This window comes from Uliginosibacterium gangwonense DSM 18521 (assembly GCF_000373965.1).
Classification (GTDB): Bacteria; Pseudomonadota; Gammaproteobacteria; order Burkholderiales; family Rhodocyclaceae; genus Uliginosibacterium; species Uliginosibacterium gangwonense.
Window position 1 is genome coordinate 89,403 of record NZ_KB892868.1, and the last position, 25,113, is coordinate 114,515.

Annotated in this window: 17 protein-coding genes; 7 read left to right on the top strand and 10 right to left on the bottom strand. The window is 57.6% G+C overall.

From position 1 onward, the window contains the following. The 5 genes from B145_RS0123120 to B145_RS0123140 all read left to right on the top strand — a co-directional run bounded on the left by B145_RS0123120 (position 1) and on the right by B145_RS0123140 (position 5,283). Positions 1 to 1,347 (top strand): phenylacetate--CoA ligase family protein, encoded by a 1,347-nt coding sequence (locus tag B145_RS0123120; RefSeq protein WP_018610578.1) that lies wholly within the window; start codon positions 1 to 3, stop codon positions 1,345 to 1,347. A gap of 324 nt (positions 1,348 to 1,671) precedes the next feature. Then, positions 1,672 to 2,385, top strand: coding sequence for a GntR family transcriptional regulator (locus B145_RS26815; RefSeq protein ID WP_018610579.1), 714 nt, complete (start codon positions 1,672 to 1,674; stop codon positions 2,383 to 2,385). Positions 2,386 to 2,445: 60 nt separating this feature from the next. Next, positions 2,446 to 3,780 (top strand): MFS transporter, encoded by a 1,335-nt coding sequence (locus tag B145_RS0123130; protein WP_018610581.1) that lies wholly within the window; start codon positions 2,446 to 2,448, stop codon positions 3,778 to 3,780. 12 nt (positions 3,781 to 3,792) lie between these two features. Further along, on the top strand, positions 3,793 to 4,737 hold the full coding sequence (locus B145_RS0123135) for a dihydrodipicolinate synthase family protein (protein WP_018610582.1): 945 nt from the start codon (positions 3,793 to 3,795) through the stop codon (positions 4,735 to 4,737). Between the two features lie 69 nt (positions 4,738 to 4,806). Continuing rightward, entirely contained in the window at positions 4,807 to 5,283 is a 477-nt protein-coding gene (locus B145_RS0123140) for a NanQ anomerase/TabA/YiaL family protein (protein ID WP_018610583.1), read from the top strand. 120 nt (positions 5,284 to 5,403) lie between these two features. Here the strand turns inward: B145_RS0123140 and B145_RS0123145 are convergent, their stop codons facing one another. The 8 genes from B145_RS0123145 to B145_RS0123185 form a co-directional block, all read right to left on the bottom strand. After that, positions 5,404 to 7,629: an MtrB/PioB family decaheme-associated outer membrane protein gene (locus B145_RS0123145; RefSeq protein ID WP_018610584.1), complete on the bottom strand. Its 2,226-nt coding sequence runs from the start codon at positions 7,627 to 7,629 to the stop codon at positions 5,404 to 5,406. A gap of 20 nt (positions 7,630 to 7,649) precedes the next feature. After that, on the bottom strand, positions 7,650 to 8,645 hold the full coding sequence (locus tag B145_RS0123150; protein ID WP_033407990.1) for a DmsE family decaheme c-type cytochrome: 996 nt from the start codon (positions 8,643 to 8,645) through the stop codon (positions 7,650 to 7,652). A 346-nt stretch (positions 8,646 to 8,991) separates the two neighbouring features. Further along, positions 8,992 to 9,639 carry a response regulator gene (locus B145_RS0123155; RefSeq protein ID WP_018610586.1) on the bottom strand — a complete coding sequence of 216 codons (648 nt, stop codon included), beginning with the start codon at positions 9,637 to 9,639 and terminating at the stop codon, positions 8,992 to 8,994. Further along, complete coding sequence (locus tag B145_RS27915; protein ID WP_018610587.1) at positions 9,636 to 11,657, bottom strand: PAS domain S-box protein; 2,022 nt, start codon at positions 11,655 to 11,657, stop codon at positions 9,636 to 9,638. Before B145_RS27915 ends, B145_RS0123155 begins: the two co-directional genes overlap by 4 nt. 157 nt (positions 11,658 to 11,814) lie before the next feature. After that, entirely contained in the window at positions 11,815 to 12,177 is a 363-nt protein-coding gene (locus B145_RS0123165) for a c-type cytochrome (RefSeq protein ID WP_245541907.1), read from the bottom strand. 40 nt (positions 12,178 to 12,217) lie between these two features. Continuing rightward, on the bottom strand, positions 12,218 to 12,832 hold the full coding sequence (locus tag B145_RS26825) for a cytochrome b/b6 domain-containing protein (protein WP_018610589.1): 615 nt from the start codon (positions 12,830 to 12,832) through the stop codon (positions 12,218 to 12,220). A 1-nt stretch (position 12,833) separates the two neighbouring features. Then, positions 12,834 to 13,793 carry a cytochrome c3 family protein gene (locus B145_RS0123175; RefSeq protein WP_018610590.1) on the bottom strand — a complete coding sequence of 320 codons (960 nt, stop codon included), beginning with the start codon at positions 13,791 to 13,793 and terminating at the stop codon, positions 12,834 to 12,836. A gap of 588 nt (positions 13,794 to 14,381) precedes the next feature. Further along, a complete protein-coding gene (locus B145_RS0123185; RefSeq protein ID WP_018610593.1) occupies positions 14,382 to 15,053 on the bottom strand; it encodes a hypothetical protein in 672 nt (223 codons plus the stop codon). Between the two features lie 75 nt (positions 15,054 to 15,128). On the opposite strand from B145_RS0123185, the gene B145_RS0123190 reads away from it, so the two are divergent. Further along, complete coding sequence (locus B145_RS0123190; RefSeq protein WP_026259428.1) at positions 15,129 to 17,039, top strand: ATP-binding cassette domain-containing protein; 1,911 nt, start codon at positions 15,129 to 15,131, stop codon at positions 17,037 to 17,039. Positions 17,040 to 17,157: 118 nt separating this feature from the next. Continuing rightward, positions 17,158 to 18,780 (top strand): methyl-accepting chemotaxis protein, encoded by a 1,623-nt coding sequence (locus B145_RS0123195; RefSeq protein ID WP_018610598.1) that lies wholly within the window; start codon positions 17,158 to 17,160, stop codon positions 18,778 to 18,780. Positions 18,781 to 18,894: 114 nt separating this feature from the next. Here the strand turns inward: B145_RS0123195 and B145_RS0123200 are convergent, their stop codons facing one another. Together B145_RS0123200 and B145_RS0123205 are read right to left on the bottom strand one after the other, a co-directional pair. Next, positions 18,895 to 20,379: a glutamate synthase subunit beta gene (locus B145_RS0123200; protein ID WP_018610600.1), complete on the bottom strand. Its 1,485-nt coding sequence runs from the start codon at positions 20,377 to 20,379 to the stop codon at positions 18,895 to 18,897. A gap of 30 nt (positions 20,380 to 20,409) precedes the next feature. Next, complete coding sequence (locus tag B145_RS0123205) at positions 20,410 to 25,089, bottom strand: glutamate synthase-related protein (protein ID WP_018610602.1); 4,680 nt, start codon at positions 25,087 to 25,089, stop codon at positions 20,410 to 20,412. Positions 25,090 to 25,113 lie beyond the last annotated feature (24 nt).

The following is a 25,113-nucleotide window of genomic DNA, read 5'->3' on the forward strand; positions in this document are numbered from 1 at the left end:
ATGAGCCGGGATGGCATCCGCCCCGATGAGCGTCTGTTCCCCTTGCTCAGTGAAGCTGGGCGGGCCATGCTGGCCCGCCTCTGTGAGCACCCTGCTGCGCCAATCTACCGCAACCGCAGTGGCCACCGCCTTGTCGCTGAGGATATCCCCCTCCTGCGCGATTTCACGGCCGAAGTGCTGGCTGCGCGCCTGGGCTGGCACAATGCGCCCGACTGGCTAGCCGACTTTGTGACGGATGCCTACCAGCGTGTGCCGGGCTACCGGGCACGCGGCCCGGTGCCTGCGCGCTTCACGGACATTCCGACCATTTCGCGGGCAGACCTGAGCCGCAACATCACGCGCTTTGTACCCGATGATCTTCCACTGGACCGCCTGATCGAATACTCCACCAGCGCGACCACCGGGCACCCCCTCAAGCTGCCCTCACACCCGCGCATTGCCGCCAGCTATCTGGCATTCCATCGGCGTGCGCTGGCCCACTTCGGCATTGAGTTGAAAGCGAGCAAAGGGGATGTCAGCGTCGTACTCGCCGGATTCCAGCGCCGCTGTTTCACCTATGTCTCAGTCACCCCTTTGCTGGATGAAGCAGGTCTGGCAAAAATCAATCTGCATCCCGCCGACTGGCATCACCCCGACGACCGGGCGCGTTACCTTGATGCGCTGGCGCCTGAGTTGATAACCGGCGATCCGCTCTCTCTGTCCGAGTTGGCACAGCTACCCATGCAGCATATCCCGCGTGCCCTACTGTCGACATCCATGGCCATGAGCGACGGGATGCGCGCGCAATTACAGGCCCGCTTCGGCTGCCCGGTGCTGGATATCTATTCGATGAACGAGGCCGGGCCGATTGCGGTCTACCTACCCGAAGCGGGCGGACATCTGCTGCTGCAAAATCGCCTGTATGTCGAGACACTTTTGCCAGACGGGTGCCCTGCTGCCCCTGGCGAACGTGGCGAAATCACCCTCAGCGGCGGCTTCAATTTCTACCTGCCGCTGCTGCGCTATCGTACAGGAGACTGGGCGGAACTGGCGATGACTCCGCAAGGCCCCTTGCTGCGCGATTTTCATGGCCGCCCGCCAGTGCGCTTCCAAACACTTGCGGGGCAATGGCTCAACAATGTCGATGTCAGCCACTGCCTTGCCCCCTTCGCCTTGCCGCAATACACACTGCATCAGCATGCCGACCTGGGGCTGACGCTTAGGCTGCGCAGCACAGAACAGGCCACCGCTGCGAGAGAGGCTTTGCTGAAATTATTCGGCACGGGCCTCCGCATAGAAGTCGCCCCGCTGGAGGCCCAGGACAAGGTGATCCAGTACACAAGCGAACTCGCGCCACCCCTCGCCTAACACCGAGACTCTGCATGCAGCTTCCACGCCCCTCTCAGGGTTCCTACCTATACGCGGCAGCAAACTAACATGTTAGTTTGTAAACACTGATTGATTAGATGCAGGCAATCCGTTTCTGGATGGCTGCACGGCTTCATTGAAGGGGATCGAGATGAGCGAATTGGCCAATCAAATGCACACCGGACACCGCCACACAGCACGCTCCTTGGTGATGGCAGACCTTCCCCACGGCTCAGAGTTGTAATCCCCTGATTTGCACCCATTACCAAATCCGTGCGAACCCACTAACATGTCACCTTCATGTTAAACAAGGGAACACGCTCCATGGCGCATATCAAACTCCGCGATCAGGCCTACGATGCCTTCGCCCAACACCTTCTGAACCGGCAACTGGTGCCCGGCCAGTTTGTCAGCCAACGTGAGCTGGCAGAGCTGACTTCGATGTCGCTCGGAGCCATCCGCGAGATGATCCCCCGGCTGGAAGCCGAAGGGCTGATCAAGGCCATCAGCCAGCGTGGCTTACAGATCGTGCATATTGATCTGAAGATGGTGGTTGAAGCCTTCCAGTTGCGCGAAATGCTTGAACTCACTGGCTTGGCGGAATTCTCCCGCCGCACTTCGGATGGAGAAATCCAGGCCCTCTACGACCGTTTGCAGCGCATCAAGCAGCAGGCCGAAACAGGGGCGATCACCGAGAGTTTCCTCAAGGAAGCCCAGGACGCAGACTGGCAGATGCACGACACCTTTGTCGCCGCACTCAATAACCAGCTGATTGCCGATCTGCACCGGGTCAATTCCATCCGCATCCGCATGATTCTGGGTGAGCGCATCGGCCTGCCCGCCGAGCGCCTCCCCGTGGCCATCCGCGAGCACGATGCGGTGCTCTCTGCCCTGCTGCGCCGTGACCACGCCGCCGCGGCCCTGGCGCTACGCACCCACCTGCATAGCTCGCGCCGCCGCTCGCTGAGCGTTGGCCACTTTGACGAAAGCCAGACATTAGATCCCACCAGCATTTCAGAAGAGCAAGGGGATCAATGAGATGAAACATTGCAAAACCAATAACGATGTTCACACACGTCACAACAAGGAGGAGCACCCATGGCTGACATGTCCCTATCCAAGGCGGAAACGCCCCCGCCCACATTCGCAGCACCCCTAGATGCCGCAGTTCCCCCACGGGTGCGTCGTGCCCAGATCACTTCATTGGCTCTGTTGATTCTCACCGGAGTCATCAACTACATGGACCGTGGCACGCTGGCCGTGGCCAATCAGAGCATCGCCAAGGAACTTGGCCTGTCACTCGGGCAAATGGGCCTGCTGCTCTCTGCCTTCTCTTGGAGTTACGCCCTGGCGCAGTTGCCCACCGGTGGTCTGGTCGACCGCGTGGGGCCACGCCGCCTCCTTGGCGTCGGGCTTGTCGCCTGGTCGCTTGCGCAGGCGGCAGGCGGGCTGGTCAGCAATTTCTTCCAATTCATCACTGCACGGATCTGCCTGGGGATTGGCGAAGCGCCACAATTCCCCTCTGCCGCACGCGTCGTCAGCAACTGGTTCCCGGTGAGCAAGCGCGGCACGCCGACAGGGATCTTCAATTCCGCCTCGCCCCTGGGCACCGCCCTGGCGCCGCTGATCCTAACCCAACTGATCCTGATTCTGGACTGGCGCTGGATGTTCATCCTCACCGGCGCCCTCGGGATTCTGGCCGCTGTTATCTGGTTCGCGCTGTATCGTGATCCTGTCGACCTCAAACTCTCTGCCGAGGAAACCACCTATCTGACAGGAGAGGCAGAAGACAAACCCAAGGTCAAAGTCACCTTTCAGGACTGGGTCGGCCTGTTCTCGTTCCGCTCCACCTGGGGCATGATTCTGGGCTACTTCGGCTCGGTTTATCTGAACTGGGTCTATCTGAGCTGGCTGCCTGCCTATCTGGTCAACGAGCGCCACATGAGCCTTGCTCGCACCGGCGTAATGGCCTCCGTTCCCTTCTTCTGCGGCTTCCTGGGCTGCCTGCTGGCAGGCTGGTTCTCCGATCAGGTGACCAAACGCACCATCGGCTCCCCCGTCAAAGGGCGTCGCATCCCGGTCGTGATCGCCATGCTGGGCATGGCGATCTTCACCGTTCCCGCTGCACTGGCCGAGAGCAACACGGTTGCCATCGCCTGCATCTCGGTGGTGATCTTCCTTGCCAATGCCGCGTCGGCCTGCTCCTGGGCGCTGGCTACAGCCGTGGCGCCTTCAAACCGGATTGCCTCGCTGGGCTCGCTGCAGAACTTTGGCGGCTTCATCGGCGGCGCACTGGCTCCGATTGCCACCGGCTTCATCGCCCAATCGTTTTCCTTCGTACCGGCCCTGCTGACCGGGGCAGCCATCGCCTTCTGTGGCGCGATGAGCTACCTGTTCCTGGTCACTCGCGCCATTCCAGATAATTCTAAATAGATAGAGAATATTATGACAAAGTCTGCTTCACCCATCCAAGGCATCATTCCGGTCATGCTCACGCCGTTCAAGGACGACGGCCAGATCGACTATCCCGGGCTGGAGAACCTGATCGAGTGGTATCTCGCCCACGGTGCAGATGCCCTGTTCGCAGTATGCCAATCAAGTGAGATGATGTTCCTCTCGCTGGAAGAACGCCTCCAGCTTGGCCGCTTTGTCGTCGGCAAGGTCAAGGGGCGTGTGCCGGTGGTGGTCTCCGGCCACATCAGCGATGACGTGGACAAACAGGTTGAGGAGCTCGCCGCGATGAGCGAGGTAGGCGCTGATGCGCTCATCCTGGTCACCAATCACCTGGATCCGAAGAACACCGGCACCGAGACCTTCATGGCAACACTCAAGGTGCTGCTAGAGCGCTTGCCCAAAGACATGCCTCTTGGCCTCTACGAATGCCCAGCCCCCTATCGCCGCCTGATTACCGACGAGGAACTCAAGTGGTGTGCCGAATCTGGCCGCTTCATCATGCTCAAAGATGTCAGCTGCGATCTGCCCACCGTCAAGCGGCGTCTGGCACTGACAGCCAACACCCCGTTGCGCATTCTCAATGCCAACGCGGCCATCGCCTGGGATGCCATGCAAGCAGGTGCGCCCGGCTTCAACGGCGTTTTCGCCAACATCCACCCCGATCTTTACAAGTGGCTGCTGGTGGCGGGTGCCAAACACCCTGATCTGGCCCGCGAACTGGCAAATTTCCTGGTGCTGGCCGCCGTGGCCGAAACTCAGGGCTACCCGGCATTCGCCAAGCTCTACCACCAGCGCATCGGCACCTTCGGCTCAATCCGCTGCCGGGTCATCAACTATGATATCCGCGAGAAATTCTGGGCGCTGGACGTGATCCTCGACAAGCTGATCGACGGCACCGAGCATTATCGCGCCAAGATCGCCAAGCTTCCTGCATAATCCCCGCTTTGCGGAGCGCTGCATCAAATGTGCAGTGCTCCGCCATTCGTGATCCAGAAGGGAAAACTCATGTTTATCGGTACCCTGGCCCACTGGGCCGAACACAAGAAGGTGTTGCCTGCCGCCATCGTCACGGCGGTCGACGCGGTACGCAGCCAAGACCTCGCCAAGCTGGCCGCCGGGCGTTATGAAATCGACGGCAGTCAGATGTTTTTCATGATTCAGGAAATGAACAGCAAGAAGCTGGAGGACACCCGCTCCGAGGCCCACCGGCAATATGCCGATGTGCAGATCGTGCTCAACGGCCCCGAGCGCTACGGCGTGGCCCCACCGGATGGAACGCTCGCCCCCACCGAAGACCGCCTGGAAGAGAAGGACATCGCCTTCTATCCCGACCCGGCGAATGAATCCTTTGTCGATCTTGCTTCAGGCATGTTCACCATCTTCTACCCTGGTGAATTCCACCGCCCCTGCTGCAACGTAAGCCAGACCACCGCGCTGCGTAAAATCGTGATCAAGGTACATCGCTCGCTACTGGGCTTGTGAGCCAGGAGCAGGGGCTGGCGGTTATTGCGCCCCCCTACCCATAAAAAAGGCCACGAAAATGTCGTGGCCTTTTTACTGCGTCGCTCCTTGGTCACCCGGATATCAGGCCCCAAAGAGAAATCAAAACTCCTGCTTGTAGGTCAGGATGACTGCATTTTGCGCGTAACTTCCGGGTTGCTGGTTGGTTGCCAACAAAGCATTCGGCGTATAACCGTATTGAAGCGCATTGTAATAATAGTCAATCACACTGAGGCGGCTGTGAATGTATTGCATACCCAAAATAGATTGCTTGGCAAGCTTATAATTTGCGCCCAACTTGAACAACATGCTTCTGTTATTGATCTTGGGTAGATCTCCACACGTATAGGTTGCCGTCGCACCGCAGGTACTCAGATACGGGACCTGCGTGCTGTAGGATGTCTTGCCAAATACATAGCTCAGATCGGCAGTCAGATCCAGTTTATCCCCAAGCAAATTGCTGTGCTTGACATTCATCCCGATGGTGAAATCCCGGTCTTCCAACTCGTTGGTCCAAATCGAATTGGTCGCCAGACTGTTCACGCTCTTCAGATCGCGCTTCTTGCGCTGCTCGGTGACATACAAGCCAACCGCGCCGTTGTCGCTATACGCGTAAGCGACATCCAGATTCAGGCTCCAGTTGCGCCCATTCTGTACCCCGTAAGTGGAATCATCATAGCTGTCGTAGCTATGTTTGCCACCCAGGCCGAGCGAAACCTTTTCCGTAATCTGCCAATTCGCATTGGCCTTGACTTGCTGCTGGCGGCGCGAAGCATCAAAGAAGGGGTAATAGCCCAGGAAGTCCCCCCCATTGATCCCGGCCCCAAGACCACTGTTGTTGCCGGAAAAAGCCGCCTTGGCGTATTGATCGGAGTCGGTGCGGCGATGGCCATAAACATAGCCCACACGCATGTCTATATCATCTGTTGCCTGGAGCCGATAGCTTGTTTCCAACTTATCTTCACGGCTGCTGGTCGCCACCACGCAATTGGTGCCATCCGGATAGGTGGCACTGGTCGCATAGTGATTGCACCAACGGTTGATGCCTTCGTGGGTGGCAGCCAAATGCAGGGCTTGCGCATGGGTGATGCGATAATCCCCCGATACATCATAGAGAATCTTTTCAAAGCTCAGGGGCGTATTCGGATAAGCCGCGTTATTCGTGGTATCCAGGGCATTGAAACGATAGATGTCCGAGCTTGTACGATTGTCGCGCAGGCTGTATTTGAAGCTTGTCGCCAAGGTCAGATTCTTGATGCTCTGGTTGGTGAGCTTCAGATTGGCATTTTCAGATACGACTTTGCCATGTAGAGAATTACTGGGCAAGGCCGCATTCATCATGCCCGCGTCAACCACATAAGCATCATTTTGCGTATTCAAGCCATAGGACAGATCACCTATGACACGTGTCTTGGGCGTGATCGCATAGTTGCCATCAAGATTCAACTGATGGAACTGGTTGCTCGGTGCCGTGACCATGGTCTGCATGACATTGCCGCCCGCAAAGGTCTGGAATTTCACGCTGTTAAAACGATCATTGAAGAACGAGCCGTAGTAAGAGGTGGCCAGATGCCCTTTTTCTCCCGACCAATTCAGCGCCACATTGAAAGTCTCGGTCTGGTAATAGGTTGGCATGGGGAGAATCGAAATCGCCTCACCCGTTACGGAACCAGCCTTGGCGGCAGAGCCAAAGGCCATCAGCTTGCCTCCGCTTTGATCGAGGTGATTGAACTCAAAATTCAGGGCAAGCGCAGGCGAGAATTTGTAGCCTGCCGTAAAGGCCGTATTCTGGCGGGTATTGTAAATATCCTGGTCGTGATAAGCGGCTTGTTGTGCTGCCGTGAGCGTATTGGTATTGGACGCAGTACCAAACCCGGTGGGCAGCACAAACTGGTTGCCCCCCATGGCCCCGGAGTAAACAGTTCGATAGGTGTCACTCGTGGTGTGGCGCAACTCATCGTAACTGACACCCAGATTCCATACGCCCTGATCACTGACGGAGGCCTGAGCCGAACGGGAAGTCAGGCCCAGATCCGTCCCGGAGATCGACCAGCGCAACGTCTTCCCATTGGCATTGTCGGTGTAGCCGCTGCCGCCACGGACACTGAAATTAAGGTTAAGGTAGCCCCCCTGCTTGGTCAGCCCGCTATATTCACCGAATTTGGCGGAATCCCGCGAAGTCGCAATCAGGCCCAGGGATACAAAGTTGGTGGGCTGCTTCAAAGCGGTCTCTTCGTCATTGTCGGCATGAGCCTGCATGCTAAAGAGGGCACCCACAACAGCCATGGCAAGAGTGCTGAGCTTCATCGCATCTTGACGATTCATCATAACAGTTCTCCTTCCACGTATCAGCGCAGGAAATAACCGCCTGCGGGGCTATTCGAACCATGCACCTGACTATGACAGTTTGTGCATGCGCGACCGGTATAGCTTGCACTGACAGACGCACCTGTAAAGCCGCCTTGTTTGCCAGCCGAATTCGGGCCTGCAGGACTACGACTTGCGTGCGGGGCATCGTGGCACTCGTCGCAGAGGAAGGGCGGGCGGGACTTCAGCAAGGAGGCGATATTCGAGCCGTGTGCCGTATGGCAGTTCGAACAATCTTCCACCACCGGCTGATGTTCAAACAGCACGGGACCACGCTTATCCGCATGGCATTGATAGCAGGTTTCATTCAAGGTGTTCTTCTTCAGCAGCTTGATGCCAACCGAACCGTGCGCGTTATGGCAATCCGAACATGCAACCTTGCCAGCAGCAATCGGGTGGGTTGAAATCTTGTGCGTATCCGCACGCTGTTCCTTGTGGCAAGCGAAGCAGACCTCGGCCTGGGTCGGTTTGCTCAACACCTTGTCATGCGGCGTGTGTGTAACGTGGCAATCGTTGCACGCCACACCATTCACCTGGTGTTGGCTGCCATCCCAATTATTATGCTTGACGCTGTTTTTATGGCAGCTCAGGCACTGGGCGGTACGTGTGTCGTCCCCCGAGCGGGCATAGCTGCCTTTCTTGAAGACGACGTCGGGAGCAGGCCGACCTTTGACGTTCGCCTCTCCTTTGACGTGTTTGTCGCTGTCTCCATGGCAGGATTGGCAGCTTGGGGAGCGCGCGTCTCCACGCATGCCATGCTTGGTCTGATAGATGGAGAGCACAGGGGCGGGCTCGGTTTCATCGTGGCAGCGCGTACAGATCGCGTCTTTCTTCAGCGTATCTTGCGCAAGCTCGGCTTTGGATTTTGCCGGACTCAGATCTGGCAATTGGATATTGTCAGCCGCCCACACTAACGGCGCACCACTGACACCAGCCACCAACATGCAGGCCACGAGCAATTTTCGGATTATGCTCATACAGTCTCCCATCCCCAAATAACGCATCACAACCTGCCATCAGGCTGCGGCAGGCAAGCAAAAGCATCCAAGTATAGATATACAACAACCAGGATGCTTCATAACAAACACTGCACTATGGTCTATATGCCATCGTTCAGGCAGCGAATGCGGATATGTCTCTGTTTGGGATTGGGGCGCTTCTTGATGTTCGCCCCTCATAGGGGGCTTATATAGCGCAACGATTTGATTATCTGTTGTACAGGCCTTTTGCGCTGTAGGACGATGATGAAAAAGGCCATAGGATTTTTCCTATGGCCTTCCTATCCATCAAGCCGGGGCTCAGTTCTGGCTCTGCATTGAGCGGCTAATTCCTGGAGACTTCCAGCAGATGATGTTCAATGGCATAACGAACCAAGTCCACGTGGTTCGACATCCCCATCTTGCCCAGGATATGCGATTTATGCGTACTCACTGTCTTGATACTCAAAGAAAGCTCTGCGGCAATCTCGGTCAGACTCGTCCCTTGCACAATGCGGGTAAAGATTTCATATTCCCGGTCAGACAAGGTCAGATGCGGAGGGCGGTTAACATCGCGTGAAGCTTCCAATAACAGCAACTCCGCCACCTTGTTGCTGAAATAGGTTCCGCCCCCTGCCACCTTGCGCATGACGGGCAGGAGCAGATCACCATCCGCCTCCTTGGAGAGATAACCCGATGCCCCACAGCGCAGGGCTCTTAAGGCATATTGTTCCTCGGGGTGCATGCTGAAAATCAGAATCGGCAGCTTCGGGCGCTCAACCCTGATCCGTTTGATCAAATCCAGGCCGTTGCGCCCCTGCATCGACAAATCCAGAATCAGCAGGCCCCACTCTCGTTCCCGGACCTTGTCCAAAGTCTGATTGCCATCGCTGGCCTCACCCGCAACAACCAGATCATCCGTGTCATCAAGGATTTTTTTCAAGCCATCCCGGATAATGGCATGATCATCTGCGACCAACACTTCGATTTTCATACTGCCTCTTCCTGAATACATGTGCTGTCCAGTGGGAGTGTCACCTCCACGCGCGTCCCATCACCTGGCTGGCTCGTGATGCAAAATTGCCCCCCCAGCGCATTCGCCCTCTCCCGCATGCTGACCAAGCCGAAACCATGCGACGGCTGTTCCAGATTCACGCCTTTGCCATCGTCATGAATGCAGAGCACCAATTGCCCATCCTCCGCAGTCAGGCGAATAACCACCCGGCTCGCTTGCGCATGGCGCATGATGTTGGTCAGAGATTCCTGCACAATCCGGTAAAGAGCGGTCGCCGTAGCTTCATCCGTAACCTGTCTGGCGGCCTCCAGCTCCAGCTCAATCGCCAGATCGCTACGCTTGGCAAACTCCCTGGCTTGCCAAGCCACCGCATCGCCAAAGCCCAGATCATCCAATACAGGGGGGCGCAGCTCTGTAGATATCCGACGTACGGAGGCAATCGCAACATCCAGCATCCCCCGCATTTCATCCACTTTGGTAGCTGAAACAGGGCGGTCTTCCTTGGTGCGACGACTCAGCCAAGACAAATCCAGTTTGAGCCCGGTCAGCTGCTGCCCCAACTCGTCATGCAATTCATGTGCAATGCGCGTTCTTTCCTGCTCGCGCACCTCCTGCAATGAAACGGACAAACCACGCAACTGTTGATTCACCTCGCGCAGCTGATACTCGGTGCGCCGTTGCTCGGTCACGTCCCGCAACACCGCCGTCAGTTGCGGGCGGCCACCAATCAAAGCATAGGACACCGTTGACTCAATCGGAAACTCTGTCCCATCTGCCCGATGCCCGATGATTTGTGGCTGCAAATCCAATTCCGATTCGGCATTTTGCGCCAGTTGCCGAAAAATCTCGTGCAACTGCGCAGGCAGACTCGCAGGCAAAGCGTGCCCAAGCACATCCTGGGCTTTCAGGCCCAGCATCTGTTCAGCCGCAGGGTTAAACAACAGCACGCGAAAAGATTCATCCACCGCAATAATTGCATCCATCATGGATACAACGGTCTGATGGTAGCGCTCGTTTGCTTCGTTCAAGGCCCGAGCCAAACCTTCCTCACGCACCAGTTCCTTCATCAGAAACGTGGCCACAGCCGCAATGAACAGGATGATCAGACTGGCGCCCAGGGCAATCGGGATAGCCGTCTCGCGCCACGAAGCCAACGCCTCGCCCTGCTCGTTGGTCACGCTGATCAGGAACGGAAAGCCATACACCCGCCCCAGCGCAAACGATTCCTCCAACCCCTTCTCATTGCGATGGCGTCCGAACACAACCTCATTGCGCTGCACGGGCAATTTCATCGAAACGATTTCAGGCGCGCGCTGCCCCAGCACAGTATCACGCCTGGGCTGGCTGGCGACCAGCGTTCCATCGATCAGATACAGCGCGACTGGCCGAACGTAATCCAGCTTGAGCAGCGCGTAGAGATCCTCAATATAAGGCGTGTTCATTCCCGCCACGATCGCCCCTTTGAAATTTCCGTCTGGATCACTGAAGCGCCGTGCAATATGTAACGTCCACTCCTGGCTTTTGCGGCTCATCACGGGCTTGTCGATATAAAGCGTATCGTCTTTCTGATGTGCCAGTGCTTTGAAATAGTCACGATCCGCAACAGAAAGTTTTGTCTGGGGGATTTCCCGGGATGAATTTACAACGATCCCATTCGCATCAACAATAAACAAGGAATTGAGGTGACGGACCCCGAATACGCGGGTATTGAGCAAAAGATGGATGGGGGCACTATCCAAAGCCAGCTGCCGCCCATAGGGGTGTTGCAGGCGCTCCTGAACGCTTTTCAGCAAAACGTCCGTGCTGTCCAGGCTCTGTTCGGTCGCCTCCATAAACATGCGGGTCACGCTGACCGCCTCCAGGCTGGCATGCGCCAGCTCCCGCTTGCGCAAGTCCCACAGCCAGAAGGCCGTCGAGATCACGATCGCCGAAATAGTCAGCGTCGCCAAAACGCCCACGGCATAGGCAGGACGGGTCTTCCACCGAATAATATCCATCTTCACGGCAGCCAAGCCTTATCCGACATGTTCAAACGCTGTGAGCTTGCCCGGTTTACGCCTCGGCGTACAGTCCTCAGAGCGGATAATCGATGTGCCACGACGTCAACGCACAAAGCCGGGCACATGGCCCGGCTTCATACGGCTCCCAGCAAAATCATTTGGCCTGTGCGCGCAACCAGGCAATCAGATTGTCAATTTCGGCCTTGTCCTTGGTTTTCAGGATCTTGTGGTCTTCTTCAGTGCCATCTTCCAGCTTGACCTTGGGGCCGGTGGTCAAGTGGGTAAGGATTTTGGCATTTGTTTCAGCATCCGGCTTGCCCTTGAACTTTGTGGCAATTTCCTTAAAGGACTTGGCTTCCTTCGCCTTATCAATGCCATGGCACTTCAAACACCCTTCTTTTTTAGCCAAAGCCTCTGCAGCGGATGCGTCGACAGCGGCCGATGCACACTGCGAATACGCCAGGGCCGCCATACACAGTGCGGCGGCGATATGGGTAGTGGCTTTCATTTTCATCATGTTGCTCCGAAAAATACTTGATCGTATGAGAAATACCGGCTCAATGTTCATGCCAACCTGTAATCATCGTTTTAAACAAGCTGGTCACGGTCTTCCCCATTGTGCCTAGATAGATATGGGCCACCGCAAAAAGCAGAATGCATGCTGCAGACAAATAGTGCAGCACCGCCACCGGGAGCAGGCCATCCACCCCGAAAATGCGGCTTGGCGCAAACTGCGGATAGAGAAAGATCAGGCCGGTGAGCACCGTAACAGGTAACACCATATAAATAATGAACCAGTAGGTGAGCGCCTGCAACGCATTGAAGTTGGCTTCCTTGGTTACCGGGAAGGGTTCAGGCTCACCTTTGAAAACACCCCAGCAATAATACTGAATCTGTACCCAGCATCGCGCCAAAATGCCCGGTGGCTTGGGTACAAATTGCCACCAATTCCCGCTGATGGCATTGGCCACCACGAAGAACGCATACAAGGCGACAAGGAGGGTCCCGGCAATGCTATGGATACGCACCGCCAGCGAGAATTCAACCAGAACAGTACTGGGGCTTGCAAAATGAATACTGATGCCTGTAATGCCCAGCGTAATGATCAAGGCTGCGTTCGTCCAATGCCAGAGGCGCAACCATAGCGGCAACAGATAAATGCGTTCAGTCATGCTACTTTCTCCGCCGCAAGGCTGCAGCCACAATGCGCAACAGGCCGTGAATGGCTACCCCTAACACAGTCAATGCGGCCAAGCCGATCAGGATGGAATCTAATATCGGATTCCGCGTTGCGCCAATCACGTAAGACTTGCCCAAAATCACGCTATTGACGAAGCCATACTTTTGATGCTCGTCCTTGGCAAGATAGCGGTACAGCCGCAGGTTCAACTGTGTGTTCACACTATGGCAGGTCACGCATTTACGTTCGGCCTTATCCTTGTTCACAATCTCGTGCGAGAGCATGTCCGAACTCAGCGGCGTATGGCATTCCACACAGCGTACCGACTGCCAGTGCAAGCGGGTATTGGGCAGCCAGGAGTGGATGTCGTCAATCGGCGGACGGGTTTTCTTCTCCGGCGCGAATTTGGCAAAGGTTTGATCCGAATCGTGACACCCCAGGCAAATCCGATTGTCCTGCGCCACCAGCTTACCCGCATCGGTCTGCTTGGCAGCGTTACGCATCACGTGCGGGTTATGACATGTGGTGCAGGTGAATTTGTCGGCCATGTGCTTGGCATGCACCGAACGATTGAATTCAGGCTCGATCTTTGCCACTTTCTTGGAGTGGCAATCCTCGCAGGTGCCGGTGGAGTCTTTCGCATCCGGCGCATGAGGGAAATCGTCATAGCCCTCGTTGTGGCACTTTGTGCAGGCCAGACGACCGTGATCGGCATTCTTGAAAACATCTGGGTCCACGATCACCTGGCGCAGCTTGGCCAGATCCAGACCTGCTTGGGGCGGATGTTGCAGCGCTTCGGGCGCATGACAGGCAAAGCACTGCTCGTTGATTTTGCGTGCCTTCTCTAATGCCTCGGGGGTAGGGCCAGAATTTTCGGCATGCGCAAATGCTCCCCCTCCTATGAACCACAGGCAGACCAGCAGACGGAGCAATACCGCAATAAACGATTTCATGGATAGCCAGTTCTGTAACCGAATGACGGACCCACACAGGCAGACAGCCTATATAAAGACATGACTGGCGTGTTTGGTTTTAAGGCAGACTTCCCGTATGGACAAACATTATCCTCACCAACAATATGGTTAGATGTAGGACGATGATGAAAATAGCCATAGGAATAATCTGAGTACCGCCTTCAGACAGAAACGTGACAATCATTTTCAAACCTGAAAACCTGTTCAGAATCTGTCGCGGAAAAACGTCAGCGGTATGGAGAACAACGCATGAGCCCCGATCACGGCCTCCCAGTAAGAATTATGCACAGGTTCTGAATACGGTACTGTAGGCTGCGGCCCCGCCTGATCAATACAGATCACTGGGTAGCTTGAGATGGCGCGGAAGTTTGGAAGCACAGGCTGGGCTGGAGCGGCCCTTGTGCGAATCCGACCCGATGCGGATCGAACGTAAGGGGTGACTCGGCTGGGACGCTACTGGATAACTCCGCCAATTAGCACCGCTAATCAACGCCCCCCAATAGGCGATTGCGGAAAATCCAATCCGCATTATTGTCGCAGCAACTCACAAGATTGACTGACGGACGCCTATCGGGCCAATGAATGCGGAGCGGGCGACGACTGCTCAGCCCGCTTGGCCTTGCGTTCGGCCACCTCACGAGCGCGTACCTCGTATTTGGCCGCATCTGCTTTTGCCTTGTCGGCTCGGATCTTGGCTTGCTCCGCCTCCTTGGCGTGGCGAGCGTCGGCCTCCTGCCTGCGCTGCTGCTTTTGGGCTTCAAATTTGGCCGTTTTTTCGGCAGACAGCGCCGGCGGGGCGATCCGCACGGGCTCAGAGGCGGCAGCGGCAGCCTCAGACGCCGCGGGCTTCGGTGCCGATCTGGGGGAATTCATGTGGATGGATGCCTGGTTGGCCCGCTTGGCCTTCAGCTCTGACTCATGCAACCGGTTCAAGCCGGTTTTGGCCTCCGTATCGATACGGTTGGCTTCGATCTCTTTCTTGCGGGCCTGGGCGATATCCTTCAGATAGTGTTCCCGCGCACTGTCCCGGCAGGCATTCACCAGAATCTTGCGCATGCATCCCGCGTCCTCCTGCACGTAGGCCGTCTCGGCGCGATGGCGGATCTCCCCAGCTTCATTGCGCAACTGCTCGGCATGCTCCCGCTGTGCCAACAAACCCACTTCCATTGCCTGCGTATCTGCAGCCCATACAGCCGGGCTTAAAGCAGCCAAAAGGAGGGCAAAGATCATCGATTTCATGTGCTATCCAGCCAAGGTTGTTCAAGATGCGTAGAATACGCACCGGATTTTCCCACTTTTCTGACTTCTTTTGCCTTGATTCAGTTCCGCTCCCTCAGCCTTGCGCGTGGCGCCCGTCGCCTGATCGACAATCTTTCCCTGCAAATCCACCCCGGCTGGCGCCTCGGCGTCGTGGGGGCGAACGGCACAGGCAAGTCCAGCCTGTTTGCCCTGCTGCGTGGAGAACTCCATCAGGATACGGGGGATTTGGACATTCCGTCCACCTGGAGCATCGCCCACGTTGCCCAGGAAACCCCCGCGCTGCCCTGCTCGGCACTAGATTACGTGCTGGATGGAGACGTTGAACTGCGCACCATCCAGCGCCGTCTGGACGAGGCCGAAACCGCACACGATGGGCATCTGATCGGCGATTTGCACACCCGGCTGCAGGAAATCGATGGCTACTCGGCCACCGCCCGGGCGAGCACCCTGCTGCACGGCCTGGGGTTTGGGGATGCGGACTTCAACCGCCCGGTATCGGATTTTTCCGGCGGCTGGCGCATGCGCCTGAATCTGGCCCAGGCGCTGATGTGCCGCTCTGACCTGCTGTTGCTGGATGAGCCCACCAACCACCTCGATCTGGATGCCGTGGTGTGGCTGGAAAAATGGCTGGCGGCCTATCGTGGCACGCTACTGCTGATTTCGCATGACCGCGATTTTCTGGATGCCTGCGTCACCCACATCGCCCACCTGGATCAGCAAAAGCTCACGCTCTACACCGGCAACTACGACGCCTTCGAGGATCAGCACGCCGCCCAATTGGCGCAGCAGCAGGCGCTGTTTGACAAGCAGCAGCGCGAAGTGGCCCACCTGCAAAAATATATCGACCGCTTCCGCGCCAAAGCCACCAAGGCCCGGCAGGCACAAAGCCGCATCAAGGCACTGGATCGCATGGAGCGGATCGCTGCCGCTCACGTTGATACCCCCTTCGATTTCTCCTTCCCGGAGCCAGATCGCGCCCCTGATCCGCTGGTCACACTCAAAGACCTACAACTGGGTTACGAAGACAAGACCATCCTGCGCAATGTGAAGCTCGAACTGCGCCCTGGCGCGCGTCTGGGCTTGCTTGGGCCGAACGGGGCCGGGAAGTCCACCCTGATCAAACATCTGGCCGGTGATCTGGCGCCCCAGCAAGGCAGCTCCCTGCTCGGCAAAGGCGTGGTGCTGGGCTACTTTGCACAGCATCAGCTTGAACAGCTGCGCCCGGACGAGTCTCCGCTACAGCATTTGGTTCGCCAGGAGCCGCTGACCCGTGAGCAGGACTTGCGCGATTACCTGGGTGGTTTCGACTTCCGGGGCAACATGGTCGATACCCCTGTCGGCCCCTTCTCCGGTGGGGAAAAATCCCGACTGGCTCTGGCGCTCTTGATCCGTCACAAACCCAATCTGCTTTTGCTCGACGAGCCGACCAACCACCTTGATCTGGAAATGCGCCATGCATTGACCAAGGCGCTCTCGGAATACGACGGCAGTATGGTACTGGTGAGTCACGACCGGGCGCTACTCCGCACCGTCTGCGATGACTTCCTGCTGGTGGCCGATGGGGTCGCCATGCCTTTTGATGGCGATGTGGACGATTACCTGCTCTGGCTGGAAGCACGCCGCAGCCGCGAGGCCGACGCCCGCCAGGATACCCAGGCACTGGACGACAAGGCTGCCCGTATAGCTGCCCGCGAAGCCGATAAGGCAGAGCGGCAAGCCAAGCTTACCCGCCGCCGCCCCTTGCTCAAGGAACTGGAGCAACTGGAGGGTCGGCTGGCTACTTGGCAGAAGGATAAAAAACAGATCGACGACGAAGTCGCTGATCCGGATCTTTATGCCAGTGGTGATAGTACCCGCGTGCAGGCGCTGCTCAAACGCCAGGGGGAACTGGCGCAACAGATCGATACCGCAGAGGAACGCTGGCTGGAAATCCAGAGCGAACTGGAAGAAATCGGCGAGGTTTAGACGCCACGTCCCTGTGATGACCCTGCCCGATTTGGCCTGACAGACAAAAGTCTGTTTTTGATGCCTGTGCCTGCCCGGTATACCAACATGCAGAGTTGGGATATCCAAAGAGCAGACCATGGCTACAACCGTCAAAAGCAGGATCTATCTTCTGATCGGGCTGATGATGCTTTCCATCATTGGCATCACCGGCTACTTTCTAGCCAATATGCGCAGCCAGATGCTGGTGGATCGGCAGCACGCCACGCGTGTCGCCATCGATAACGCCTACTCGGTCATCGAGTATTACGGCAAGCAAGCTGCATCAGGCGCCATGAGCGTGGCCGACGCACAAAAAGCCGCCAAAACGGGGGTGGGTGCGATGCGCTACGACGAGGGGACCAACTACTTCTCGCTCTACGACACCCGCGCCTATATGGTCCAGCATCCAATCAAGGCTGAAATGAACGGAAAGGATCAGTCCCAGCTCCAGGACCCCAATGGCGTCTTCATGGTCAAGGAATTGGTTGCAGCCGCACAGCGGGGCAAGGGCGAATTTGTGGAATACCTGTGGCCCAAACCCAACGGCAAGGAAGCGCTGCCCAAGATCGCCTATTCCAAACTGTACGCCCCCTGGGGCTGGGTGGTTGGCAGCGGCCTGTATGTGGATGACGTAGATACGGCCTACCGCAAGAATGTTGGCCAAGCTGCGATCATGATCGTGATCGCCTGCGTCATCCTGACAGTGGCGACGCTGTTTATTGCCCGCGTCATCACCGGACCGCTGGAGCGGCTGCGCAGCATCATGGCCGGAGTCTCCACGACAGGCAATCTGCGGGTCGCCGTCCCAATGGAAGGCAGCAGGGAGATTCAAGACATCAGCCACGCCTTCCAGCAGATGCTGACCAATCTGTCCGCAGTTGTCGAAGGGGTGGTGCATGAGTCAGGCGTGGTCAATCATGCCGTTGTGACACTTGCCGATCATGTGCGTGATATCGAATCCTCGTCGCATGCGCAAAGCTCGCAGTCGCAGTCGGTAGCGGCGACAATTGAGGAGATCAGCGTATCGATCGATTCGATCGCGTCTAACGTGCAGGAGGTGGATGCGCGCTCAAAATCCACTCAAAGTCTGGTGCTGGAAGGCTGCACCAAGGTCGATGAAGCCGTGAGTGCCATGAATGACATGGCAGACCGTATCACCGCCGCCACCACTGCCGTGCAGGCATTGGGCGAGCAGTCGCAACGGATTTCTGAAATCCTGAATGTGATCCGTGAGATTGCCGATCAGACCAACCTGCTGGCATTGAATGCCGCCATTGAAGCGGCCCGTGCCGGAGAACAGGGGCGTGGCTTTGCGGTGGTGGCCGATGAGGTGCGCAAACTGGCTGAACGCACCACGCAAAGCATTTTGCAGATCGGCGAGATGATTGGCACGGTGCAAAGGCAGACGCAGGAAACCGTGGAGACCATTGCCGTAGTCAGCGCTGAAGCCCAGGCAGGCGTGGCACACGCACGTCTGGCGGGTGAGGCGGTCGCGCGTATCGACGAATCATCCGCCGAGGTCGCAGGCTTTATCAGCGGCATTCATGCTGCCATCAAGGAGCAAAGCACCGCCAGCCAGCAGATTGCCCAGATCATTGATGACATGAGTAGCCGCATCGAACAAGCCAGCCAACGCGTTACAGCCGTGAGCGAACAGATCAAGGAACTCGAATCCATGTCCGCCCGTCTGCAAAACGAAGTCAGCGTATTCAAGACTTGAACAATGATCGGCCGGGTTAACGAAAAAGACGCCCGAAGGCGCCTTTCCCGTCAGACACAACACACACCTTTTAGAACCTGTTTCTGATCTGTAGCGTAAGATCAGGACAGATTATTAGCGCGGCAGCACACTTGCCCCCATCAGGAACGCATCCACCTCACGTGCGGCCTGACGCCCTTCGCGGATCGCCCATACCACCAGCGATTGGCCACGACGGGTATCGCCTGCGACAAAAACCTTTGCCACGTTGGAGGCATAGCAGCCCACGCCATCGGTCGTTGCCTTGGCGTTGCCACGCGCATCCTTCTCGACGCCGAAGCTCTCCAACAAGCTTGCCACCGGATTGACAAAGCCCATCGCCAAGAACACGGCTTCTGCGGGGACTTCGCGCTCGGAGCCCGCAACTTCGCTCATCTTCATCTGGCCGGTTTTCTCGTCGCGCTTCCACTCGACTTGCGCCGTCACCATCGACTTGAGCTTGCCGTTCTCACCCCGGAATTCCTTGGTGGTCACCGACCATTCGCGGCTGCAACCTTCGTCATGCGACGAGGAGGTACGCAGCTTATTAGGCCAGTACGGCCAAGTCACCGACTTGTTTTCCTGCACCGGGGGCTTGGAGAGCAATTCGATTTGCAGGATGCTCTTCGCACCCTGGCGGTTGGAGGTGCCCACGCAGTCAGAACCCGTATCGCCGCCACCGATGACAACAACATTCTTACCACTTACCTTGATCTGGTCACGCAGCTTGTCACCGGCATTGACCTTGTTCTGCTGGGGCAGGAACTCCATGGCGAAATACACGCCTTCCAGTTCCCGGCCGGGGATCGGCAGATCACGCGGGGTTTCGGAACCTGCACAGATGACGACCGCATCAAAATCCTTGAGCAGCTTCTTCGGCGTGATCTTTTCCTTGGCATCCGTCCCCACGCCCTTGGGCAGATCAGCCTCACCGATATAGACGCTGGTCTTGAAGACCACGCCTTCGGCTTCCATCTGCTTGACGCGACGGTCGATCAAACCCTTGTCGAGCTTGAAGTCGGGGATGCCATAACGCAGCAAGCCACCAAGGCGGTCACGCTTTTCAAAAACCGTTACGTCATGACCCGCGCGGGCCAGCTGCTGGGCAGCGGCCAGACCGGAGGGGCCCGAGCCGACCACAGCAATCTTCTTACCCGTTTTCTGGGCAGCGGGCTTGGGGATCACCCAGCCACTTTCCCAGGCCTTGTCGATGATGGCGTGCTCGATGGACTTGATGCCCACTGGCGGCGCATTGATACCCAAGGTGCATGCAGCCTCACACGGAGCCGGACAAATACGCCCGGTAAACTCCGGGAAGTTATTGGTCGAATGCAGCACATCAATGGCTTCACGCCACCTGTTTTTGTAGACCAGATCGTTCCAGTCCGGAATGATGTTGTTGACCGGGCAGCCGTTGTTGCAGAACGGAATGCCGCAATCCATGCAGCGTGCGCCCTGAATCTTGGCCTGCTCGTCCGTCAGATGCATGACGAACTCTTTGTAGTGCTTCTTGCGCGATTCGGGCGCTTCGTAGCCCTCTTCCTGACGCTCAAACTCAAGAAAGCCTGTTACTTTTCCCATTTCAGTAATTCCTCGCTCAGTTCCGCAGGCTCAGGCTGCAACGGTTTCAGACTTGGCGCGTGCGGCGGCTGCCAATTCCTTCAATGCGCGGCGGTATTCCTTCGGCATTACTTTGACGAAGGCGCGGCGGGTTTCCCCCCAGCTCTCCAGCAGAATTTTGGCACGCATGCTGCCGGTATGGCGGAAGTGGTTTTCGATCAGCTGCTTGAGGATCACCTCATCGGCCTCGCCCACGCTGCCACGCGTTACGGCATGCCACTCGTCACGGTGGATTTTCTCGGCCTGCTCGGCTGCGGACAGCACTGGCTCCAGATCCACCATCGTGGTGTTGGCGCGTGCCGGGAATTGGCCCTTCGGGTCATACACGTAGCTCACACCACCCGACATCCCTGCTGCATAGTTGCGCCCCGTCTCGCCAAGCACCACCACCGTACCACCGGTCATGTATTCGCAGCCGTGGTCACCCACGCCTTCCACCACCGCTGCCGCGCCAGAGTTGCGCACCGCGAAACGCTCGCCCCCTACACCATTGAAGTAGGCTTCACCCGCAATCGCGCCGAACAGTACGGTGTTGCCGACGATGATGTGTTCCGGGCCGAAACCACGGAAATCGTTGGGGCTGCGCACGATCACACGGCCACCGGACAGGCCCTTGCCAACGTAGTCGTTACCGTCGCCCACCAGATCCAGGGTCACGCCGTGAGCCAGAAAGGCGCCGAAGCTCTGCCCGGCCGTACCGGTCAATTGCACGTGGATGGTGTCATCCGGCAAACCTGCGAAGCCATAACGCTTGGCGACTTCACCGGAGAGCATCGCCCCCACTGAGCGGTTGACGTTGATGATCGGCTGGATGAAGGAGACGCGCTCGCCCTTTTCCAGTGCCGGTTGTGCCTTCTCGATCAACTTATTGTCGAGCGACTTTTGCAGCATATGATCTTGTACGTCCACCACACGACGCGGCGAGTCCACTTGCGGCACATGGAAGACGCGGGAGAAGTCCAGCCCTTGAGCCTTCCAGTGTTCAATCGCACGCTTCTTGTCGAGCAGGTCAGCACGACCGATCAGGTCTTCAAACTTGCGGATACCCAGTTGGGCCATCAGTTCGCGCACTTCTTCAGCCACGAAGAAGAAGTAGTTCACCACATGTTCCGGCTGGCCGGAGAAGCGGGCGCGCAACACGGGGTCTTGCGTGGCCACACCGACCGGGCAGGTATTCAGGTGGCATTTACGCATCATGATGCAGCCTTCCACCACCAGCGGCGCCGTGGCAAAGCCCATTTCATCGGCACCGAGGAGTGCTGCGATGACAACGTCACGACCGGTCTTCATCTGGCCGTCAGCCTGCACCACGATCCGGCTACGCAGGCCGTTCATCATGAGGGTCTGCTGGGTTTCAGCCAGACCGAGTTCCCACGGCGAACCGGCGTGCTTGATCGAAGACAGGGGCGACGCGCCCGTGCCACCGTCATGCCCGGCGATCACCACGTGGTCAGCCTTACACTTGGCCACACCTGCTGCCACCGTGCCGACGCCGACTTCGGACACCAGCTTCACGGAGATGGAAGCCTTCGGGTTGACGTTCTTTAGATCGTGGATCAGCTGGGCCAGATCCTCAATCGAATAGATGTCGTGGTGCGGCGGGGGCGAGATCAGGCCGACGCCCGGCACCGAGAAGCGCAGCATGCCGATGTACTCGGAGACCTTGCCCCCGGGCAACTGACCACCTTCACCAGGCTTGGCGCCCTGCGCCATCTTGATCTGGATCTGGTCGGCAGAGGTGAGGTATTCGGTGGTTACACCGAAACGGCCAGATGCCACCTGCTTGATCTTGGAGCGCAGGGAGTCGCCTTCCTTCAGCTCGATATCACGCTCAATGCGATCCTTGCCGATGATGCTGGAGAGCATTTCACCCTTCTTGATGAAAATGCCCTGCATCTCCTTCTTGTAACGATTCGGGTCTTCGCCACCTTCACCGGTGTTGGACTTGCCGCCAATGCGGTTCATCGCAATGGCCAGGGTCGAGTGGGCTTCGGTAGAAATAGACCCCAGCGACATGGCCCCGGTGGCAAAGCGCTTGACGATATCCTTGGCGGATTCGACTTCATCCAGGGGAATCGCACGGGCCGGGTCGATCTTGAATTCGAACAGGCCGCGCAGCGTCATGTGACGCTTGCCCTGATCATTGATGATCTGAGCATATTCCTTGTAGTTCTGGAAGTTACCGGTGCGGGTGGAGTGTTGCAGCTTAGCAATCGCGTCCGGCGTCCACATATGCTCTTCGCCACGGATACGGAAGGCGTACTCGCCACCCGCATCAAGCGCATCGGCCAACAGGGGGGAGGCACCGAATGCATCAGCGTGCAGACGCAGGGCTTCTTCAGCCACTTCAAAGATGCCGATGCCTTCGACATTCGAGGGGGTGCCGGAGAAATACTTGTCGATCAGCGCCTTGTTCAGACCAATGGCTTCAAAAATCTGCGCACCACAGTAGGACATATAGGTAGAGATGCCCATCTTGGACATCACTTTGCACAAGCCCTTGCCCACCGCCTTGGTGAAGTTGTAGATCGCCTTGTCGCCATCAATGTTCGGCAGCGTCTTGGCCAACTCACGCAGGGTTTCCATCGCCAGATAGGGGTGAACCGCTTCGGCACCATAACCTGCGAGCAGGGCGAAGTGATGCACTTCGCGGGCAGAGCCGGTTTCCACCACCAGACCAGTAGAGGTACGCAGGCCCTTCTTCACCAAATGCTGGTGCACTGCGCTCGTGGCCAGCAAGGCGGGGATGGCCACGTGGGCGGCATCCAGCTTGCGGTCGGAGACGATCAGCACGTTGTAGCCCGAGCGCACGGCGTCTTCTGCCTGGGCGCACAGCGAGGCCAGACGGGCTTCGATACCGTCCTTGCCCCAGGCGACCGGATAGCAGATATCCAGCTCATGGGATTTGAACTTGTTGTCGGTGTACTTCTCGATGTCGCGCAGCTTGGCCATGTCCTGGAAGTCCAGCACGGGCTGGGAGACTTCGAGGCGCATCGGCGGGTTGACGTTGTTCAAGTCCAGCAGGTTGGGCTTCGGCCCGATGAAGGACACGGTGGACATCACCAGCGCCTCGCGGATCGGGTCGATCGGCGGGTTGGTCACCTGGGCGAACAACTGCTTGAAGTAGTTGTACAGCGGCTTGTTCTTGTTGGACATGACTGCGAGCGGCGAGTCATTGCCCATGGAGCCGATGGCTTCTTCGCCATTGGCAGCCATCGGCGTCATCAGGAACTTGATGTCTTCCTGGGTATAACCGAAGGCTTGTTGGCGATCCAACAAGGGGGCGCGGGACACCGGCAGTTGCTCGGGGCCATCCACCTCTTCAAGCTTGATCTGGATGCGGGAAATCCACTCGCGGTAGGGCTTGGCGTTAGCCAGCGCGTCCTTGAGTTCCTTGTCGTCGATGATGCGACCGGCTTCCATGTCGATCAGGAACATCTTGCCGGGCTGCAGACGCCACTTCTTGATGATCTTGCTCTCCGGCACCGGCAGCACACCGGCTTCGGACGCCATGATCACCATGTCATCTTCGGTCACGATGTAGCGAGCCGGACGCAGGCCGTTACGATCCAGCGTGGCGCCAATCTGGCGGCCGTCGGTGAAGGCGATGGCAGCGGGGCCGTCCCACGGCTCCATCATCGCGGCATGGTATTCGTAGAAGGCGCGACGATTCTCATCCATCAATGCGTGCTGTTCCCAGGCTTCCGGGATCATCATCATCGCGGCCTGGGCGAGCGGGTAGCCCGCCATGGTCAGCAGTTCGATACAGTTGTCGAAGGTTGCCGTGTCTGACTGGCCTTCATACACCACCGGGTAGAGCTTGCGCAAATCTTCACCCAGCACGGCGGAGCGCATCACACCTTCGCGGGCACGCAGCCAGTTGAAGTTGCCCTTCACCGTGTTGATTTCGCCGTTATGGGCGATCATGCGGTAGGGGTGGGCCAAGGGCCACTCAGGGAAGGTATTGGTGGAGAAGCGTTGGTGCACCAGCGCCAGGGCGGATACGCAACGCGGATCGGCCAGGTCCTTGTAGTACACGCCCACCTGGGTGGCGAGCAGCAGGCCCTTGTAGATGATCGTCCGTGCCGACATCGAGGGCACGTAGTATTCCTTGCCGTGCTTGAGCGAGAGCTTCTGGATCGCGTGGCTGGCCATCTTGCGGATGACGTAGAGCTTGCGTTCCAAGGCTTCGGTCACCATCACATCCGGGCCGCGACCGACGAAGATCTGGCGGATGATGGGTTCCTTGGCGCGCACACGCGGCGACATCGGCATCTCGTGGTTGACGGGCACATCACGCCAGCCCAGCACCACTTGCCCTTCGGCACGCACTGCACGTTCCAGTTCCTGCTCACAGGCTTGGCGGGAAGCGGCTTCCTTGGGCAGGAAGATCATGCCCACACCGTATTCGCCTGCGGGCGGCAGCTTCACGCCCTGTGCAGTCATCTCTTCGCGGAAGAAGGCATCGGGAATCTGGATCAGGATGCCCGCACCGTCGCCCATCAGGGCGTCAGCCCCGACTGCGCCCCGGTGATCCAGGTTTTCCAGGATCTTCAGGCCGCCCTGAATGATCTCGTGGCTCTTCTTGCCTTTGATGTGGGCCACAAAACCCACGCCACAGGCATCATGTTCATTGGCGGGGTTGTACAACCCCTGCGAACGCATTTCCATTCTTTCCACTCCTGAATCGGGTAA

Bases quoted from the DNA above. Each gene is read 5' to 3' on its own strand.
- B145_RS26825 (WP_018610589.1), bottom strand. From the start codon at position 12,832: ATGACTGAACGCATTTATCTGTTGCCGCTATGGTTGCGCCTCTGGCAT.
- B145_RS0123155 (WP_018610586.1), bottom strand. From the start codon at position 9,639: ATGAAAATCGAAGTGTTGGTCGCAGATGATCATGCCATTATCCGGGAT.
- B145_RS0123185 (WP_018610593.1), bottom strand. From the start codon at position 15,053: ATGAAATCGATGATCTTTGCCCTCCTTTTGGCTGCTTTAAGCCCGGCT.
- B145_RS0123175 (WP_018610590.1), bottom strand. From the start codon at position 13,793: ATGAAATCGTTTATTGCGGTATTGCTCCGTCTGCTGGTCTGCCTGTGG.
- B145_RS0123165 (WP_245541907.1), bottom strand. From the start codon at position 12,177: ATGATGAAAATGAAAGCCACTACCCATATCGCCGCCGCACTGTGTATG.
- B145_RS0123135 (WP_018610582.1), top strand. From the start codon at position 3,793: ATGACAAAGTCTGCTTCACCCATCCAAGGCATCATTCCGGTCATGCTC.
- B145_RS27915 (WP_018610587.1), bottom strand. From the start codon at position 11,657: ATGGATATTATTCGGTGGAAGACCCGTCCTGCCTATGCCGTGGGCGTT.
- B145_RS0123200 (WP_018610600.1), bottom strand. From the start codon at position 20,379: ATGGGAAAAGTAACAGGCTTTCTTGAGTTTGAGCGTCAGGAAGAGGGC.
- B145_RS0123130 (WP_018610581.1), top strand. From the start codon at position 2,446: ATGGCTGACATGTCCCTATCCAAGGCGGAAACGCCCCCGCCCACATTC.
- B145_RS0123145 (WP_018610584.1), bottom strand. From the start codon at position 7,629: ATGATGAATCGTCAAGATGCGATGAAGCTCAGCACTCTTGCCATGGCT.
- B145_RS0123140 (WP_018610583.1), top strand. From the start codon at position 4,807: ATGTTTATCGGTACCCTGGCCCACTGGGCCGAACACAAGAAGGTGTTG.
- B145_RS0123150 (WP_033407990.1), bottom strand. From the start codon at position 8,645: ATGAGCATAATCCGAAAATTGCTCGTGGCCTGCATGTTGGTGGCTGGT.
- B145_RS0123195 (WP_018610598.1), top strand. From the start codon at position 17,158: ATGGCTACAACCGTCAAAAGCAGGATCTATCTTCTGATCGGGCTGATG.
- B145_RS0123205 (WP_018610602.1), bottom strand. From the start codon at position 25,089: ATGGAAATGCGTTCGCAGGGGTTGTACAACCCCGCCAATGAACATGAT.
- B145_RS0123120 (WP_018610578.1), top strand. From the start codon at position 1: ATGAGCCGGGATGGCATCCGCCCCGATGAGCGTCTGTTCCCCTTGCTC.
- B145_RS26815 (WP_018610579.1), top strand. From the start codon at position 1,672: ATGGCGCATATCAAACTCCGCGATCAGGCCTACGATGCCTTCGCCCAA.